13 protein-coding genes are annotated in these 15,967 nt (G+C 60.6%); 10 read left to right on the top strand and 3 right to left on the bottom strand.

Going from position 1 to position 15,967, the window contains the following annotated elements; translation table 11 throughout:
* The first annotated feature begins 113 nt into the window (after positions 1-113).
* The 3 genes from ACWGKN_RS16805 to ACWGKN_RS16795 all read left to right on the top strand — a co-directional run bounded on the left by ACWGKN_RS16805 (position 114) and on the right by ACWGKN_RS16795 (position 4,610).
* Complete coding sequence (locus ACWGKN_RS16805) at positions 114-1,793, top strand: ATP-binding protein (protein ID WP_035228224.1); 1,680 nt, start codon at positions 114-116, stop codon at positions 1,791-1,793.
* Positions 1,793-3,112, top strand: coding sequence for a sigma-54-dependent transcriptional regulator (locus tag ACWGKN_RS16800; protein WP_035228226.1), 1,320 nt, complete (start codon positions 1,793-1,795; stop codon positions 3,110-3,112). The genes ACWGKN_RS16805 and ACWGKN_RS16800 overlap by 1 nt, the downstream gene beginning before the upstream one ends.
* 238 nt (positions 3,113-3,350) lie before the next feature.
* Positions 3,351-4,610, top strand: a complete 1,260-nt coding sequence (locus ACWGKN_RS16795) for a response regulator (protein WP_452095666.1) — start codon at positions 3,351-3,353, stop codon at positions 4,608-4,610.
* 133 nt (positions 4,611-4,743) lie between these two features.
* Here the strand turns inward: ACWGKN_RS16795 and ACWGKN_RS16790 are convergent, their stop codons facing one another.
* Positions 4,744-5,145: a roadblock/LC7 domain-containing protein gene (locus tag ACWGKN_RS16790; RefSeq protein WP_424255046.1), complete on the bottom strand. Its 402-nt coding sequence runs from the start codon at positions 5,143-5,145 to the stop codon at positions 4,744-4,746.
* Positions 5,146-5,629: 484 nt separating this feature from the next.
* Here ACWGKN_RS16790 and dtd point away from each other — a divergent pair, with 484 nt between their 5' ends.
* The 5 genes from dtd to ACWGKN_RS16765 all read left to right on the top strand — a co-directional run bounded on the left by dtd (position 5,630) and on the right by ACWGKN_RS16765 (position 11,453).
* The gene (gene dtd / locus ACWGKN_RS16785; RefSeq protein ID WP_452095665.1) at positions 5,630-6,079 is read left to right on the top strand and encodes a D-aminoacyl-tRNA deacylase; all 450 of its coding nucleotides are present in this window, start codon (positions 5,630-5,632) and stop codon (positions 6,077-6,079) included.
* Between the two features lie 40 nt (positions 6,080-6,119).
* Positions 6,120-9,038, top strand: a complete 2,919-nt coding sequence (locus ACWGKN_RS16780; RefSeq protein WP_035228234.1) for an insulinase family protein — start codon at positions 6,120-6,122, stop codon at positions 9,036-9,038.
* Between the two features lies 1 nt (position 9,039).
* Positions 9,040-9,669: a class I SAM-dependent methyltransferase gene (locus tag ACWGKN_RS16775; RefSeq protein ID WP_035228237.1), complete on the top strand. Its 630-nt coding sequence runs from the start codon at positions 9,040-9,042 to the stop codon at positions 9,667-9,669.
* Between the two features lie 84 nt (positions 9,670-9,753).
* Positions 9,754-10,446 (top strand): iron-sulfur cluster assembly scaffold protein, encoded by a 693-nt coding sequence (locus ACWGKN_RS16770; RefSeq protein WP_035228240.1) that lies wholly within the window; start codon positions 9,754-9,756, stop codon positions 10,444-10,446.
* An 11-nt stretch (positions 10,447-10,457) separates the two neighbouring features.
* Positions 10,458-11,453: a GGGtGRT protein gene (locus tag ACWGKN_RS16765; RefSeq protein ID WP_035228242.1), complete on the top strand. Its 996-nt coding sequence runs from the start codon at positions 10,458-10,460 to the stop codon at positions 11,451-11,453.
* 97 nt (positions 11,454-11,550) lie between these two features.
* Here the strand turns inward: ACWGKN_RS16765 and ACWGKN_RS16760 are convergent, their stop codons facing one another.
* Both ACWGKN_RS16760 and ACWGKN_RS16755 read right to left on the bottom strand, forming a co-directional pair.
* On the bottom strand, positions 11,551-12,273 hold the full coding sequence (locus ACWGKN_RS16760; RefSeq protein ID WP_035228245.1) for an amino acid ABC transporter ATP-binding protein: 723 nt from the start codon (positions 12,271-12,273) through the stop codon (positions 11,551-11,553).
* A gap of 55 nt (positions 12,274-12,328) precedes the next feature.
* A complete protein-coding gene (locus tag ACWGKN_RS16755) occupies positions 12,329-13,342 on the bottom strand; it encodes an amino acid ABC transporter substrate-binding protein (protein ID WP_035228248.1) in 1,014 nt (337 codons plus the stop codon).
* 526 nt (positions 13,343-13,868) lie between these two features.
* Here ACWGKN_RS16755 and ACWGKN_RS16750 point away from each other — a divergent pair.
* The gene (locus ACWGKN_RS16750; RefSeq protein ID WP_052159809.1) at positions 13,869-14,540 is read left to right on the top strand and encodes a GntR family transcriptional regulator; all 672 of its coding nucleotides are present in this window, start codon (positions 13,869-13,871) and stop codon (positions 14,538-14,540) included.
* A 1-nt stretch (position 14,541) separates the two neighbouring features.
* A complete protein-coding gene (locus tag ACWGKN_RS16745) occupies positions 14,542-15,966 on the top strand; it encodes a hypothetical protein (RefSeq protein WP_424255050.1) in 1,425 nt (474 codons plus the stop codon).
* The last annotated feature ends 1 nt before the right edge of the window (position 15,967 follow it).

Genomic DNA, 15,967 nt, shown 5'->3' with positions numbered 1-15,967 from the left:
AGATCCGCCTCTCGGCCCCGGGCTGGACGGTGACCTGCCCCGTCAGCGATAAACCCTCGACGAGGAATACACAGATCCGCAACGGATGTCGCAGAGGCGTTCACTTGAGGCGTATGGAAAGCAGGCAATACGACATATCTTCATTTCCGCAACCCCAAGATCCCTTAAAACACCAGGAAATCATTAATGATATCCTGAAAATATCGCTCGAGCCTTCCCAACTGAAGGACCAACTCGGGCACATCCTCGATTATCTCATCTCCCTCGGAGAATTCGAGTTCAACCGCAAGGCAGCCATATTTCTCGTCGAACCGGATTCCGAGCTCCTTCTGCTGACAGCCGCCAGGGGTTTCAGCGAGGAGCAGGGCCTGGCCTGCAGGAAGGTTCGTTTCGGGCTCTGCCACTGCGGCCAAACGGCAAGGGACGGCAAAGCCGGGTTTTTTGCCTCCCCGCCACCACTGTCCATGGCGGGGAGCACTTTCCAGTCCGCCGGAGGTCACTACTGTGTCCCGATCATCAAGGACGGGACACCATCGGGCGTGATGGTTATCTACGGCAATCACCACCATAGTCATACCCCCGCAACCGCACAGCTGCTGGAGTCCATCGCCAATATTCTCGCCACGGTCATCGAAAACCAGCGCATGGACCAGCAGTTGATCAACCTCGTCAATGACCTGCGCATCTCGATCATCAACCTGCGGGAAGAGAAAAAATTCTCCGATTCGATCATCCAGGGGCTCCATCATGGTCTCCTGGTCACCGACCTGCAGGGCCATATCATCAAGAGCAACGCCGTCGCTCAGTCGATCCTCAACCCATTCGCGGCAACGCTGGACTGCCGGCTGCTGGCTGACATTCTCGGCAGGAAAAAGGCCGCGGAGATCCTGAATGACAAGACACAGCAGGCATCGAAAACGGAGAACGAGATTACCCTGATCACCCCGACCGGTGAACAGAAGATCATCAGTTTCTCCACGGTCCCGCGTGAGGATGCCAAAGGCAGCAAAGTCGGCTATATCATCTCACTCAGTGATATCTCGGAGCTGAAATATGTCCGCAAAGAGATGGAGAAGATGAATCGCCTCTCGACCGTCGCCGAGATCGCCTCCGCGGTGGCGCACGAAGTCCGCAACCCCCTGGCCGGCATCAAGATCATGGCCCAGTCGATCGAGGAAAATGCCGAGGGCAACGAAGACCAGCTCGAATGCTCTCGCCGCATCATCCACCAGGTCAACCGCCTCAATGAGCTGCTCTCGGAGTTCTTCTCCTATGCCAGACCGGTCATTCCCAACAAGTGCCCGACCTCCCTTGCCGCCATCCTGTCCGAAACCATCCCGCTCATCAACAACAAACTGATGAAGCGGCAGATCAAGCTGATCCAGCTCCTTTCCAAGGATCTGCCGAACATCATTGTCGATCCCAACCAGTTGCAGCAGGTTTTTCTCAATCTCATACTCAACGCCATCGACGCCATCCGGGAGCAGGGCAAGATCGAGATCGCGGCCAAGGTTGTGCCGAAAAACAAGGTCTACGTTCACCGGAAATTTCATCCCAGCCTTCAGACCGATCGCCGCTATGTCATGGTAACCTTCTCCGATAACGGTATGGGCATGCCTGCCGCCACCCTCGAAAAGATCTTCGAGCCGTTTTTCACCACCAAGACGACCGGCACCGGACTCGGCCTCTCCATCGTCTACCGGACCCTGAAGGAAAACGACGCCATCATCACCGTCGACAGCATCGAAGGAAGGATGACGACCTTCACCATGTTCTTCCAGGTGGAGGAGTAATGGGCGCGGTACTGATCGTCGACGACATCGAGGACCTGCGCTATTCCCTTTCCGCTCTGGTCAGGAAGGACGGATATACCGCCTTTACCGCCCCGGACGGCGCCAGTGCCCTCGATACCGCCGCCACCTCGGTCATCGATCTCATCTTTCTCGATATCGGCCTCCCGGACACCGACGGCATCTCCCTGATCGGCAGGTTGAAGGAGATCAATCCCGATGTCGATATCGTCATGCTCACCGGCATCAACGATGCCAAGACCGCAGTCGATTGCCTCCGGGCCGGGGCCGTCGATTATATCGCCAAACCCTTCGACCTCCTCGAGTTCAGGTCGATCCTCAACCGGATCATGCAATCCCGCCTGATCGGCAGAAAGGCGCGGCTCGAAACCGCCGAGGTCGGTATCGATCGGATCCTCGGTTCCTGCGAGGCCATGCGCCGGGTCAAGGAAGCGATCCTGATGGCCTCCGAGGTCGGCGCCCCGATCCTGGTTACCGGTGAAACCGGCACCGGCAAGGAACTGGTGGCCCGGGCCATCCATGACCGCCGCAAGCGGCAGAGCGGGGTATTCGTCAAGGTCGACTGCGGCACGCTGTCAGCCAATCTGATCGAGTCCGAGCTCTTCGGTCATGACAAGGGCGCCTTCACCGATGCCCGCCAGGACAAAAAAGGCCTGGTGGAGGTCGCCAACGGCGGCACCCTGTTCCTCGACGAGATCGGCAACCTGCCGATCTCCCTGCAGCCCAAACTCCTCCGCCTGATCGAGGAATCGACCTTCAGAAGGGTCGGGGGGATCAAGGACATCCAGGTCCAGGTGCGGATCATCGCCGCGACCAATGCCGATATCGAGGAGGAGATTGACCGGGGACGCTTCCGGGAGGATCTCTACTATCGGCTCAATGTCATCCCCATACCGCTGCCGCCCTTACGGGAAAGGGGAGAAGATGTTCTGCTCCTGGCCAACTATTTCCTTCAGGCCCTGAAAAAGGAATTGAAAAAGGAGATCAACGGCTTCTCCCCCTCGGCCTGCCGGGAGCTGCTGCACTATGATTGGCCCGGCAACATCCGGGAACTCCGCAACACCATCGAGCGCGAAGCGATCTTCTGCCGCACCGGGTGGATCACCCTTCACGGGCTGGCCTCCCAGATCAGTCAACCCGGCCCGGCCCGCACTCCGGAAATCCTCACCCTGCGCGCGATGGAACGGCAATATATTGAAAAGGTGTTGAACCTCACCGGTAATAACAAATCCAAGGCGGCACGTCTCCTCGGGATCTCCCGTACAACCCTACGCGAGAAACTGGAAATGGACAGAATCTGACCACATGGTCGGATTCTGTCCATTTCGGTCCAGCAGGGCCTGTCCCCCACCAGCTGCAGTTATTCAAATACATCGTTTATCTACAAATAGTTATATAGCAAATTTTACCACTTGCTTGCTCTGGCATGTCTCTTGCTTCAACGCTATCGATCAGTAATTGGAGCTGTACCGGAGCATCGATGGCTGCCCCGTTCAGGTTATTTCCCGCGGATCACAGGCGGATACACGAGGAGAGAAAATGAAGACCGTATTGGTAGTAGACGACGAAGAGGATATGCTCTGGATGCTGCAGAGAAATCTCAACAAGGGGATGAAAGATGTCGAGATTCTCGCCGCCAAATCGGGCGAAGAAGCCCTTGCAATCCTCAGCGACAAGAGTGTCAACCTGGTCATCACCGACATCAACATGCCGGGAATGAACGGGCTTGATCTGCTGATCGAGATCAACAACCGCTACCCCCAGACCGGGGTCATCATCATGACCGCCTACCCATCGAATGCCTATAAAAACGAGGCGATGATGAGCGGCAGTCTCCGTTTTATTGAAAAACCTTTCGACATCAACGATATGAGAAATACCGTCGAGCAGGTTCTCAGGGAAGCGGAGGGCTTTCAGGGGAGGGTCGATGGAATCGAGCTGATGGACATTGTCCAATTCAACGGGCTTTCGCGGTCGACAGCAGCCCTGAAGGTGACGACCACCGACCACGAAGGCATCATCTTCTTCAAGAACGGCGAAGTCGTACATGCGATGTGCGACAATGAAAGCGGCGAGAAGGCCTTTTTTTCGATCCTCAGGTTCCAGGGGGGTTCACTGCAGAACATCAAAGGGGTGGAACCTCCCGTCGTCACGATCGAAAAGAGCCTCGAGTCCCTCCTCTTTGAAGTGGCGCTGAAGTCCGATGAAAGCGGTGGGGAGGTGGTCGCAGCACCAGCCGAATCGGCCCTCGAAGACCTGGACAGCGCCATTCTTGAGTCAACATCCGGATCGGTAGCCCCGTTTGCCGAAGAGAAACAAGTGCCGGTCCCGACGGCATCGGCAGATCCGGACATCCCCCGGAATGATACACAATCGACTGCCCCCGCAGACAAACCGGGCAGCCAACCCAACGATCAAACATCTACAGAGGATAACGACATGACCAACATCCAGAAGATCCTGGCTGAATTCACCGGTATTGAAGGCGTTCACACTGCCTGTCTCGTCGGTCGAGACGGTTTTCTGCTCGACAGCATGGCCAGGTCAGGCATCGATGCCGAAATGATCGGCGCCATCGCCTCGTCGGGATTCGGATCAGCAGAGTCGATGGGGATGCAGCTCGGCCAGGGGAATCTGAACATGACAATGCTCGAGTATGCGGAAGGGCCGGTTCTGTTCGCGCCGGTCGGCGAAGAGGCATTCCTTGTGATTGTCGCCGATAAGGACACCAATCTCGGCTGGATCAGGATTGCGATCAAAAAGAACTCGAAAAGAATCCAGGAAGCCGCTTCCCTGTAAATGGCCATGGGGCCCGGCAGGCGAACAGCCTGGCCCCTCCTGCATGCTGCCCGCGGCTCATGACCCCGGGCACCTCAATCTGCCGGCTCCCGCCTGTTCCCGGAACACCGCAGCCGACAGCAGTGGCGCCGCTTCACTCCTCGCCATAGTTTCTGCGATAGTATTCGGCGAACTGCGCAAACTGCACTTCGTATTTCCTGATCAGCATCCTCGATTTGGCCAGCCATTCGTCCTTGGTGGTCATGACAAAGATAAAGAATGGCTGTCCCGGCGTATGCCTGATGATGAAATGATAGTGGCTGGTGGTCACCAGGATGTCATCAACCTCTTCGTCATCGGCAAGCAGACGGATGGCCTTGGCGTTCGATCGGACAATCGAGGCCAGATACGCCGAGGCGGCATCGGTTTCAATATCCTCGCGACGCCGCACTGCGGCAATCGACATGCCGTCGTCGACCGTGACGACCGCGGCAGCCAGAATGCCAGGCAGCTCCTTTGACAACCTCTCGATAAGACTTTGTAGTTTTTGTATCATGGATCATCCTTTGGGAAACTGACCATATTGTCTAAAAGTTTGATACATCCAGATTTTTTAACATACCATCTCGAGTTGGCAATGTGAATAGCCATCCTTCACTTTCCTAACCCCGGTGGATACCCGTTGCCCTCCCCGACATTCCCCTCTCCAACCAGACCAAACCTGCCGGACCAATCCGTCGCTGCCGTTCTTCCCGCTGCTCCGATTCCCGGTTGACAGTGCCGGATCCTGGCAGTATATCCTGTAGTCCTGTGTTTTCTCAAATCATCAGATCTCTCCCAGCCACCTCCTCATTTTCGTTCAGGTTCGTCATTCCGATGTCCCTTTTGACCTTCCCCGCCTGCCCAGACCATTCAGCTCCGGGAATTTCCCTTGATCTCGAACAGGATACCGGTGGAAACGGTTCTGCCCGCCACCGCCGGCAGCCGCAAGCAATCTGTACCGGCAAGCCGCCGGCAGCACCGGCAGAGGATGGAGTGAGATGCGGGCGGTAGTTCAGCGGGTCAGCAGGGCCGTGGTGACGTCTGGGGAAGAGATGCTGGGCTCGATCGGCCCCGGCCTGGTCGTTTTCCTCGGTATCCATGGCACCGACGGGCCAAATGAGATAAAATGGATGGCCGATAAGATAATCGCCCTGCGGATTTTCGAAGACGAGGGTGGGAAAATGAATCGCTCCCTGCTGGATATTGGCCAGGAGATGCTTATCATTTCTCAGTTTACGCTGTATGGCGACTGCCGCAAGGGCCGACGACCGGGTTTTGCCGAAGCGGCGGCGCCGACTCTCGCCGAGCCGCTGTATCAGCGCTTTATCGCAGAAATCCGCCAGCGGGGGATCCGAGTCGCCACCGGTCGGTTCCAGGCCTTTATGGCCGTGGAACTGGTCAACGACGGCCCGGTGACCCTGCTCATCGACTCGGAGAAACAATTTTAGCCTCAATCCCGCGCAGCCGGGCTGAGCGCCGAGGATCAACATGACCTTCACACCAGGCAGCACCTATTCGGGCTTCACCCTGAAGCAACACCTCTTCATCGACGAACTCCATGCCGACGTCTACCTCTTCGACCACGAGATACTCGGCTGCCCCCTGCTGGCGATCAAGAACGACGACAGCAACAAGACCTTCTCCGTCGCCTTCAATACCGTGCCCACCGACTCGACCGGCGTCGCCCACATCCTCGAACACTCGGTGCTGATGGGATCGAAGAAGTATCCGGTCAAGGATGTCTTTGGCGAGATCCACAAGGGCGGCCTGATGACCTTCCTCAACGCGATGACCGGGGCGGACATCACCTACTACCCCTTCGCCACCCGTAACCTGAAAGAATACTTCAATATCATGGACGTCTACTGCGACGTCGTGTTCAACCCCCTGCTTCACCGCAGCACCTTCGAACAGGAGGGCTGGCATTACCACCGCGAGGCCCCCGACAGCCCGCTGCAGTTCCAGGGAGTGGTCTACAATGAGATGAAGGGCGCCTTCTCCGACCCGATCCGACTGATCTTCTTCCACATCTTTGCCGGATTGATGCCGGGGTCGACCTATGCCCACGAGTCCGGCGGCGATCCCAGGAATATTCCCGACCTGAGCTACGAGGAATTCTGCGACTTTCACCGGCGTCATTACCACCCTTCGAATGCCATGTTTTTCGTCTATGGGGACGCCCCGCTGGCCGACGAGCTCGCCTACCTCCAAGGCAACTTCCTTGCCGCCTATCCCGATAAAAGCACCATCTGCGATATCGTCGAGGGAGCTGAGGTCACCTCTCCGGTCACCATCGCCGACACCTATGCCGTCGATTCGCCGGACATCGCCGACAAGACCTTCCTTGCCGTCGGCACCTCGGTCGGTTCGGTCGCCGACCGGGAGCAGAACGCCGCCTTCCAGGTCATCGCCAACATCCTCTTCAACTCCGATGGCTCACCGCTGAAAAAGGCCATCGTCTCCAGCGGCCTGTGCAAGGATTTCGGCGGCTTCTTCCTCTCCTCGTCCTGCACCAGGACCTTCATGATCACCTACCTGGTCGGCAGCGAGGCCGAGCATCGCGACCGCTTTCTCGACCTCTACGCCACCACCCTCAAGGGCATGGTCGACGAGGGACTCGACCGGGACCTGGTGCTGTCGGAACTGAACAAGTTCGAGTTCAATTTCCGCGAGGAATCGAGCAAGGCCCAGCGGGGCCTCGACCTCATCGGCAAGGCGATGAACGCCTTCAAGTACGGACTCGATCCCTTCGACAGCCTGCAGGCGGAGGACCTCATCGCCACCATCCGGCGCAAGGCCTTGGGCGAGCGCTATTTCGAGGAGCTGATCGACCGCTACCTGCTTGACAATCCCGCCACCGTCGTCCTCACCCTCACCCCCGACCCGGAGAAGCCTGCCCGGACGCGAGCGGAGGAAGAGCGGCGGCTCCAGGACCATGCCGCCACCCTGGGTCCGGACCAGGAGGCGGAGCTCATCCGCCGCACCCGCGAGCTGATGGAGATGCAGCTGACCCCCAACGACGTCGACACCCTCGCCCTGCTGCCCCGGCTCTCTTTGGCCGACCTCACCGCCGATGTCGATTTCCATGTGGTCCGGCCGGTATCGATGTTCGGCCACGATGTCCTGGTCAGCGAGCTCGACACCAATCATATCTCCTACATCGATCTCGGCTTCGATTTCGCCTGTATCCCGCCCGAATACCTGCCCTGGCTCGATCTGTTCGGCACAATCATCACCGAGATCGGCACCAGCCGGCTCGACTACATGCAGTTCGCCAAGGAGATCGCCACCTGCACCGGCAGTTTCACCCATTCCCTGACCACCTACAGCCGGCGGGGAGAACCGGATCGGGTTCGGCCGGTGCTGTGGCTGAACCTCAAATGTCTGCCCGAGTACCTGGAGAAGGCCCTGCAGCTCGTCGCTGAGGTCCTGACCGACGTCTCCTTCGCCGACCGCACCCGGATCAGGGAGATCGTCGGCCGCGAATTCGCCTGGGCCGAGCACGCGGTACAGAGCGAAGGCTACAGTCTGGCCGCCGCCCGGGCGTCCGCCCACCTCGGCCTCGCCGGCCGTTATTTCGAAATGTTCAACGGCGCCACCGCCTACCTGGCGGTGAAGAAGCTCACCCTCGGCTATGCCGAGATGGAGGAGGCCTTCCTCGCCGCCCTGCAACAGATGGCACGCCTGCTGTTCAACCGCGGCAATCTGATCTTCGCCGTCACCGCCGACGGCAAGGAACTCGAGCGGATCGCCGACCTCGGCAGGGTCATCCCCGATGCCCTGGCCGCGGCGCCGGTCACCCGCTTTGACCTCCCTGCCTTGACGCTGCCCGACCACGAGGCCTTCATCACCTCGGCCGAGGTGGTATTCGCCGTGCAGGGCGGCAGCCTCCTCACCGACAACGGCGGCTACAATGGCCACTTCGAGGTGCTGAAGACCTTCCTCTCCCGCGATTATCTGTGGAACACCGTCCGCCAGATGGGGGGCGCCTACGGCTGCTTCATCCAGTTCAGCCAGATCACCGGCAATATCGCCCTGATCAGTTACCGCGATCCCCAGGTGCGCAAGACCTATGAGGCCTACGGCGCCATTCCCGCGGTCGTCTCCCGCCTCGATGTGCCGCCATCGACCATGGAACAGCTGGTGATCGGCACCTACGGCAGCTACAACCCGCTCCAGAGTCCGGCCTCGCTGGGGGCAACCGCCAGAAACGAATACCTGAGCGGCATCGACCCGGAATACAAGAAGCAGCGGCTGCAGGAGATCATCACCACCAGTCCGGCCGATCTACGGGCCTTTGCCCCGGCCTTTGCCGCCATGCAGTCCGCCAGCCATCGCGCCGTCATCGGCAACCGGGCTAAAATCGAGACCGACAAGGACCTCTTCACCTCCATGATGGAACTGTGATATGCACGTCAACCGCTTTGACACTGCCGCCGCCGAATGGGACCAGAAACAGCGGCGGGTGGACCTGGCCGCGGCCATCGCCGCCGGCATCGCCGCCCTGCCGCTCCACCAGGAGATGGAGGCGCTGGAGTACGGCTGCGGCACCGGCCTCGTCGGTCTCGCCCTCGCCCCCCGCCTGGGCTCGCTGATCGCCGCCGATTCCTCGCCAGGCATGCTCGCCACCCTGAGCGACAAGATTGCCGCCCAGGGGATCACCAATGTCCGGCCGCTGCTGCTCGATCTGCATTCTAAGGATTGCCCGCAGCAATTCGACCTGATCTTCTCGGCGATGACTCTCCATCACATCGACGAGGTCGAGCTCATTCTCGGCAAAATCGTTGAGGGCCTGAAACCGGGGGGCATCCTGGCCCTCGCCGATCTCGATAGCGAGGATGGTTCCTTCCATCGGGACAACCCGACCGGGGTCATGCACCACGGCTTCGACCGGGCCCAGCTGACCGCTGCCCTCCGCCGCCTCGGACTAAAGTCCATCACGGTCGACACGGTCCATACCATCATGAAAACCGACGGTCAGGGTGAAAAACAGCCGTATCCGGTCTTCCTGCTCACCGCGGTGAAGGACCGAACATGAATTTTCCAGCGGCAGTCCTCCCTTTCCCGGAGCCGTGCTGTCGCCGGCACTATCCACTTAACCCATTTTTTGAAGGAGAACGGTATGCAGTACTCTTCTGAGATACAGGAAATGTGCCGGGTGGCGCAGGGCGCCAACCACGGCCCGGCGCCTATCCCGCAGGAAGGGGCATGGACCAAGGTCAGGGAAGTCGGCGATGTCAACGGCCTGACCCACGGCATCGGCTGGTGCGCCCCGCAGCAGGGCGCCTGCAAGCTCACCCTCAATGTCAAGAACGGCATCATCGAGGAGGCCCTGGTCGAGACCATCGGCTGCACCGGCATGACCCATTCGGCGGCGATGGCCTCCGAGATCCTCCCCGGCAAGACGATCCTCGAGGCCCTCAACACCGACCTGGTCTGCGACGCGATCAACGTCGCGATGCGCGAGCTGTTCCTGCAGATCGTCTACGGCCGCAGCCAGTCGGCCTTCTCCGAGGGCGGGCTGCCGGTCGGCGCCGGCCTCGAGGATCTCGGCAAGGGTCTGCGCTCGGTCTGCGGCACGATGTACGGCACCAAGGTCAAGGGACCGCGCTACCTGGAGATGGCGGAAGGCTATGTCAAGGAGGTCGGGCTGGACGAGAACGACGAGATCATCGGCTACTCCTTCGTCAACCTCGGCCGGATGATGGACGCGATCAAGAAAGGCGTCGACCCGGCCAAGGCCATCGAAAACGCCTCCGGGACCTACGGCCGTTTCCAGGAAGCGGCAAAAACCATCGATCCGCGACACGCATAAGGAGAATCATCATGGCACTGTTCGAAAGTTACGACAGGCGGATCGGCCAGATCACCCCGGTCCTGAACAAATACGACATGCGCACCCTGGAAGAGGCACGGGACCTGTGCCTGGCCAAGGGCGTCGATGTCGCCGCCATTGTCCGCGGCATCCAGCCGATCTGCTTCGAGAACGCCTGCTGGGCCTATACCCTTGGGGCGGCCATCGCCATCAGGAAGGGCGAGACAAAGGCCGCCGCCATCGCCGCCACCTTAGGCGAGGGCCTGCAGGCCTTCTGCATCCCCGGTTCGGTCGCCGACGACCGCAAGGTCGGCCTCGGCCACGGCAACCTGGCCTCCCGGCTGCTGAAGGAAGAGACCAAGTGCTTCGCCTTCCTGGCCGGCCACGAATCGTTCGCCGCCGCCGAAGGGGCGATCGGCATCGCCCGCTCGGCCAACCGGGTGCGGCAGTCGCCGCTCAGGGTCATCCTCAACGGCCTGGGCAAGGATGCCGCCAAGATCATTTCGCGGATCAACGGCTTCACCTATGTCCAGACCCGGTTCGACTACGCCACCGGCGAACTGCATGTGGTCGCCGAGACCCCCTACTCCAGCGGTGAACGCGCGAAGGTCCGCTGCTTCGGGGCCGACGATGTCCGGGAGGGCGTGGCCATTAACCATCTCGAAGGGGTGGATGTCTCGATCACCGGCAATTCCACCAACCCGACCCGTTTCCAGCATCCGGTCGCCGGCACCTACAAGAAGGAATGCATCCAGCAGGGCAAAAACTACTTCTCGGTGGCCTCCGGCGGCGGCACCGGCCGCACCCTCCACCCCGACAACATGGGGGCCGGCCCCGCCTCCTACGGCATGACCGACACCATGGGGCGGATGCACTCCGACGCCCAGTTCGCCGGCTCGTCGTCGGTCCCGGCCCACGTCGAGATGATGGGCCTGATCGGCATGGGCAACAACCCGATGGTCGGCGCCTCGGTGTCGGTGGCGGTGGCCCTGGAGCAGGCCTCCTGAGCCCCTGACGGCATCGGCACCGGAAAAACCAAGGCGGTTCCCTGTGCAGGGAACCGCCTTTTTTGCTTGCGCAACCGGGACGGACGGAGCCGCGGCGCTACAGGATCCGGCTCAGGAACAGCCTGGTCCGCTCCGACCGGGGGCTGTCGAAGAAGGCGTTGGGCTCGTTTTCCTCGATGATCTCGCCGGCATCCATGAACAGGACCCGGTCGGCGATCGTCCGGGCGAAACCCATCTCGTGGGTGACGCAGAGCATGGTCATGCCCTCGTTGGCCAGATCGACCATGACATCGAGGACCTCCTTGATCATCTCCGGATCGAGGGCCGAGGTCGGCTCGTCGAAGAGCATGATCGACGGGTTCATGCACAGGCTGCGGGCGATCGCCACCCGCTGCTGCTGGCCGCCCGAGAGCTGGCCGGGGTATTTGGCCGCCTGATCGGCGATATGGACCCGGTCGAGATACTGCATGGCGATGGCCTCGGCCTCGCGCGGGCTTTTCTTCTGGACCCAGATCGGCGCCAGGCAGCAGTTCTCCAAGACCGTCAGATGGGGGAAGAGGTTGAACTGCTGGAAGACCATGCCGATATTGCGCCGGACCTGATCGACGCGTCTGAGGTCATCGTCGAGGGTGATGCCGTTGACGATGATGTCGCCGCGCTGGTGCTCCTCGAGGCGGTTCATGCAGCGGATCAGGGTCGATTTGCCGCAGCCCGACGGACCGCAGATGATGATCCGTTCCCCCTTGTAGACCTTGAGGTTGATGTCTCTGAGGGCATGGAAATCGCCATACCACTTGTGGACTCCCCTGAGTTCCACCATCACTTCAGTGGTACGCTGTCGGTTCAGTGCCGTCATCATCGATCCCTTCGTCCCGCTACTGCATCGGCGGCGCGTACTGGAGGCCGCCCCTGGTCCAGAGATTGTTGCGCCCGCGCTCGATCTGCAGCGGCGAATTCCTGCCGACATTGCGGTCGAAGATCTCGCCGTAGTTGCCGACCTGCCTGACGATCTGGACCGCCCAGTCATCCTTCAGCCCGAGCCCTTCGCCCTTGATCCCTTCCCTGCCGACGAATTTCTGGATCGCGGCATCGGGATTGTTCATCATCTCGTCGATTGTGGCGGAGGTGAGGCCGAGTTCTTCGGCGTTGACCATCGCAAACAGGGTCCATTTGACGATATCGAACCAGTTGTCATCGCCCTGGCGCACGGCCGGCCCCAGGGGTTCCTTCGAGATGACGGCCGGCAGGATGGCATAGGCATCCGGACGGGCCAGCTCGAGCCGTAAACCGTGCAGTTGCGACTGGTCGCTGGTGAGGGCGTCGCAGCGGCCGGTCTCGAGCCCCTTCAGCGTATCGGGCGAGGTATCGAAGATCACGGGCCTGAACTCCATTTTGTGCTGCCGGAAATAGGCGGCGAGGTTGGCTTCGCTGGTCGTGCCGGCCAGGACGCAGATCGCCGCCCCTTTGAGACCGGCGACATCCTTGGCGCCGCGCTTTTTCGCCACCAGAAATCCCTGGCCGTCATAGTAGGTGACGCCGGCGAAGTTGAGTCCCAACGAGGAGTCACGGGTCAGGGTATAGGTCGTGCCCCGCGACAGCAGGTCGATCTCACCTGACTGCAGGGCGGAAAAACATTCCCTGGAATTGAGCGGGATGTATTTGACCTTGCTGGCATCGCCCAGGGTCGCGGCGGCGACGGCACGGCAGAAATCGACGTCGAGTCCGATCCAGTTGCCTTTGTCGTCGGGATGGGAAAATCCGGGGACGCCCGTCGAGACGCCGCACTGCAGGTAGCCGCGCTGCAAGACCTCGTCCCTGGTACCGGCGTTGACGAAGCCGGCGGCAAACATAATCGTCAGGGCCACAGCCACCCGCATAATCGATTTCATGATCTTCTCCTGTTATCCACGAGCTTAGGGGCCGTTACGAAATAACCGTTACATTTTTCACCATTTCGTTACGGCCCCTTATGCCGGAAAGGTATTTCTGTGTAACGGTTATTGTTTGACGACGGCTTACTGCCATTTGCAGTGATTTCATGGCGACGCCGGCGATACGGCCGCACCTTACCCCACCTTTTCCCGTGACAGATGTCTAATCCGGTCCCGACAAAGCAGGCACCATGATTCAGCATACGTTATTCGCTCCTGGCATTTCAAGGTCCCGTTCCACGAGCCAGCGAGGTTTTTCCTCCATCATAGCCCTCAACCTGCGGGATATCCAGATGATTTCCGCAAAGGGTGGCAACATGGCCGATATGGCCATCCGGTCAATCCGAACTGGAACATCCAAAACAATCGCCGCCCATGGCATCAGAACAGAAAATTCGACTTTACAGTCCATCGTGATCGACGGTATGATACTGCTGTCTATTGTCGACAATCGACTATCGACTGCAACTGGGGACCACCGACCATGACGACCATACAAAAGACGACCTACAAGGACCAGGTCATCGGCTACGTCTATGAATGCATCCTTGACGGCCGGCACCTGCCCGGCGGTCAGATCAAGGAGGCCCTGCTGGCCAAAGAGCTCGGAATCAGCCGGGCGCCGGTGCGCGAGGCGCTGAAGGAGCTCACCGTCAACGGGATCATCGACTACCGGCCCCAGGTCGGCAGCTTCATCGCCCTCCTCCCCCCTCATCAGATCCGCGACGTCTACACCACCCGCGGGGTGCTCGAGGGCTACGCCATCATGTCCACCCGTGAGCAATTCACCACCGGCGACATCGAGAAACTGCAAGCGCTGGTCGCCCGGATGCGCCACGAGGCCGAACTGGGCAACCGGAAGATGGTGGTGCAGGTGGGCGATGACTTCCACTCCCTGCTGATCAGCAGGAACCGGAATTTGCAACTGGCGGAGTACATGGAACGTCTCCGCCTGAAACTCCATGTCCTGTTCTGCCGGTACTGGAGCGATCTCTATTCGCCGGCGGAGATCGGCAACCGCCACCAGCGGATCGTCACCAGCCTGCTATCCGGCGACCCGGCCGCAATCGAGCAGACGGTCCGCCGCCACTACAGCGAGAGCGGCGACAGGATTGCGGCAATCTCCCCCCCGAATGGTCAGTGGAATGAGGCTTGATGTGCAGCACAGGGCAATGCACCTCCAGGGCGAGGACCTGTATTACACCAATTTCAGCTACGATCCCGCCTGTTACTATTTTCTCTATATCGGCGAGCTGAAGGCCTACGGCCTCAACCAGTTCGTCCGGGAAGCACTGCAGAAGCGGGTTCCCGGCCGGGAAGTCCGGTTCGCGGCGATCATCCCCGATGTCTGCGTCCAGTACTACTATGACGACGTGATCGTCATCAACCCGCTGTGCGGCGGCGCGGCGGCGAACGTGACCGGCCCCGAGCCGGGACCGTCGACCAGCTGCCGGATGGCCATCGGCCCATTCATGACCGCGGTCTCGGCCAGCGCCACGGTCCGCAGTCTGATCGCCGCCATTCTCGAGAACCAGCCCGAACTCTACCTCAGCCTGTTCGAGAGCGTGGTCGAGATGACGCTCGATGCGATCAAGGGGGTATCGATCCTCGGCCCGGACAAGGCCATCGCCCGGCACTGGAACAGCAAGCTGGTGCAGTTCAGCGAACTGACGAAGGTCGTGCCCATGGTCGAGGGCGAGATCTGTCGGGGCCTTCCCGCCCTGCTTACCAGGACCGCGGTGCTGCGGGACAGCTGGCCGGACGGGATCTTCGTCAGCGCCGCCTATTCCGCCGCCGGCATCAACTCCGCCGTCACCCACAGCCAGGACGAGGTGCGGCGCCGCTTCACCGCCGCAGACAGCGACTACCTGATCACCCGCTACATCCCCCACGATCTCGACCCGACGGTGCTGGCGGTGGTGGCCAACGCCGACGACGTCTACATCGCCGGCATCGCCGACCAGCACATCGTCGACGGCAACCGCTTCGTCGGCTCGTCCTTTCCCTCACAGGTGACGGCGGACCAGGCCGCCCTCCTCAGGACCTACACGATCGCCGCCGGCCGGGCACTGGGGTCGGCCGGGTACCGCGGCATCTTCGGTTGCGATTACCTGATCGACCACCAGGGCGGCATCTGGTTTCTCGAGGTCAACGCCCGCAAACAGGGCACCACCTTCGAGTTCTGCTGCACCCTGGAGCAGAACCTGCCCGCCGGCGCCCCATCCCTGCTGGAACTGGAATGCCACGCCGTCCTCCATGGGCGTTTCCCGCCCGGGACCGTGGCGATGGATGACAATCGCCGTCAGCTGCACTGGGAAACCTATAACCACAAGGTGGTGGCGGCGGTTCGCACCAGCGGCTACATCCCGCAGAACACCCGGGAGCGCGAATCGTTCCGGCGGGTGGCGGGCAGGGAACTGGCGATGGACTACGTCATCGTCGAACATCTCGGCACCCCGCTCACCGTCATGCCCGGAACCTTCCTGGCGCGGGTGATCTCGGTGGCCAGGTCGCGAGACGACGTCGCCCTCGGCCTGCGCCAGGGCATGAACCTGGTCAAACAAACATTTCAGGAAGTGTGAC

Source organism: Desulfoprunum sp., assembly GCF_053613775.1.
This window is presented reverse-complemented; position numbering and strand designations above follow the sequence as displayed.

What these genes read in the sequence shown, in the direction of transcription:
- ACWGKN_RS16805 (WP_035228224.1), top strand. Translation starts at nt 114, where the DNA reads ATGGAAAGCAGGCAATACGACATATCTTCATTTCCGCAACCCCAAGAT.
- ACWGKN_RS16800 (WP_035228226.1), top strand. Translation starts at nt 1,793, where the DNA reads ATGGGCGCGGTACTGATCGTCGACGACATCGAGGACCTGCGCTATTCC.
- ACWGKN_RS16795 (WP_452095666.1), top strand. Translation starts at nt 3,351, where the DNA reads ATGAAGACCGTATTGGTAGTAGACGACGAAGAGGATATGCTCTGGATG.
- ACWGKN_RS16790 (WP_424255046.1), bottom strand. Translation starts at nt 5,145, where the DNA reads ATGATACAAAAACTACAAAGTCTTATCGAGAGGTTGTCAAAGGAGCTG.
- dtd (WP_452095665.1), top strand. Translation starts at nt 5,630, where the DNA reads ATGCGGGCGGTAGTTCAGCGGGTCAGCAGGGCCGTGGTGACGTCTGGG.
- ACWGKN_RS16780 (WP_035228234.1), top strand. Translation starts at nt 6,120, where the DNA reads ATGACCTTCACACCAGGCAGCACCTATTCGGGCTTCACCCTGAAGCAA.
- ACWGKN_RS16775 (WP_035228237.1), top strand. Translation starts at nt 9,040, where the DNA reads ATGCACGTCAACCGCTTTGACACTGCCGCCGCCGAATGGGACCAGAAA.
- ACWGKN_RS16770 (WP_035228240.1), top strand. Translation starts at nt 9,754, where the DNA reads ATGCAGTACTCTTCTGAGATACAGGAAATGTGCCGGGTGGCGCAGGGC.
- ACWGKN_RS16765 (WP_035228242.1), top strand. Translation starts at nt 10,458, where the DNA reads ATGGCACTGTTCGAAAGTTACGACAGGCGGATCGGCCAGATCACCCCG.
- ACWGKN_RS16760 (WP_035228245.1), bottom strand. Translation starts at nt 12,273, where the DNA reads ATGGTGGAACTCAGGGGAGTCCACAAGTGGTATGGCGATTTCCATGCC.
- ACWGKN_RS16755 (WP_035228248.1), bottom strand. Translation starts at nt 13,342, where the DNA reads ATGAAATCGATTATGCGGGTGGCTGTGGCCCTGACGATTATGTTTGCC.
- ACWGKN_RS16750 (WP_052159809.1), top strand. Translation starts at nt 13,869, where the DNA reads ATGACGACCATACAAAAGACGACCTACAAGGACCAGGTCATCGGCTAC.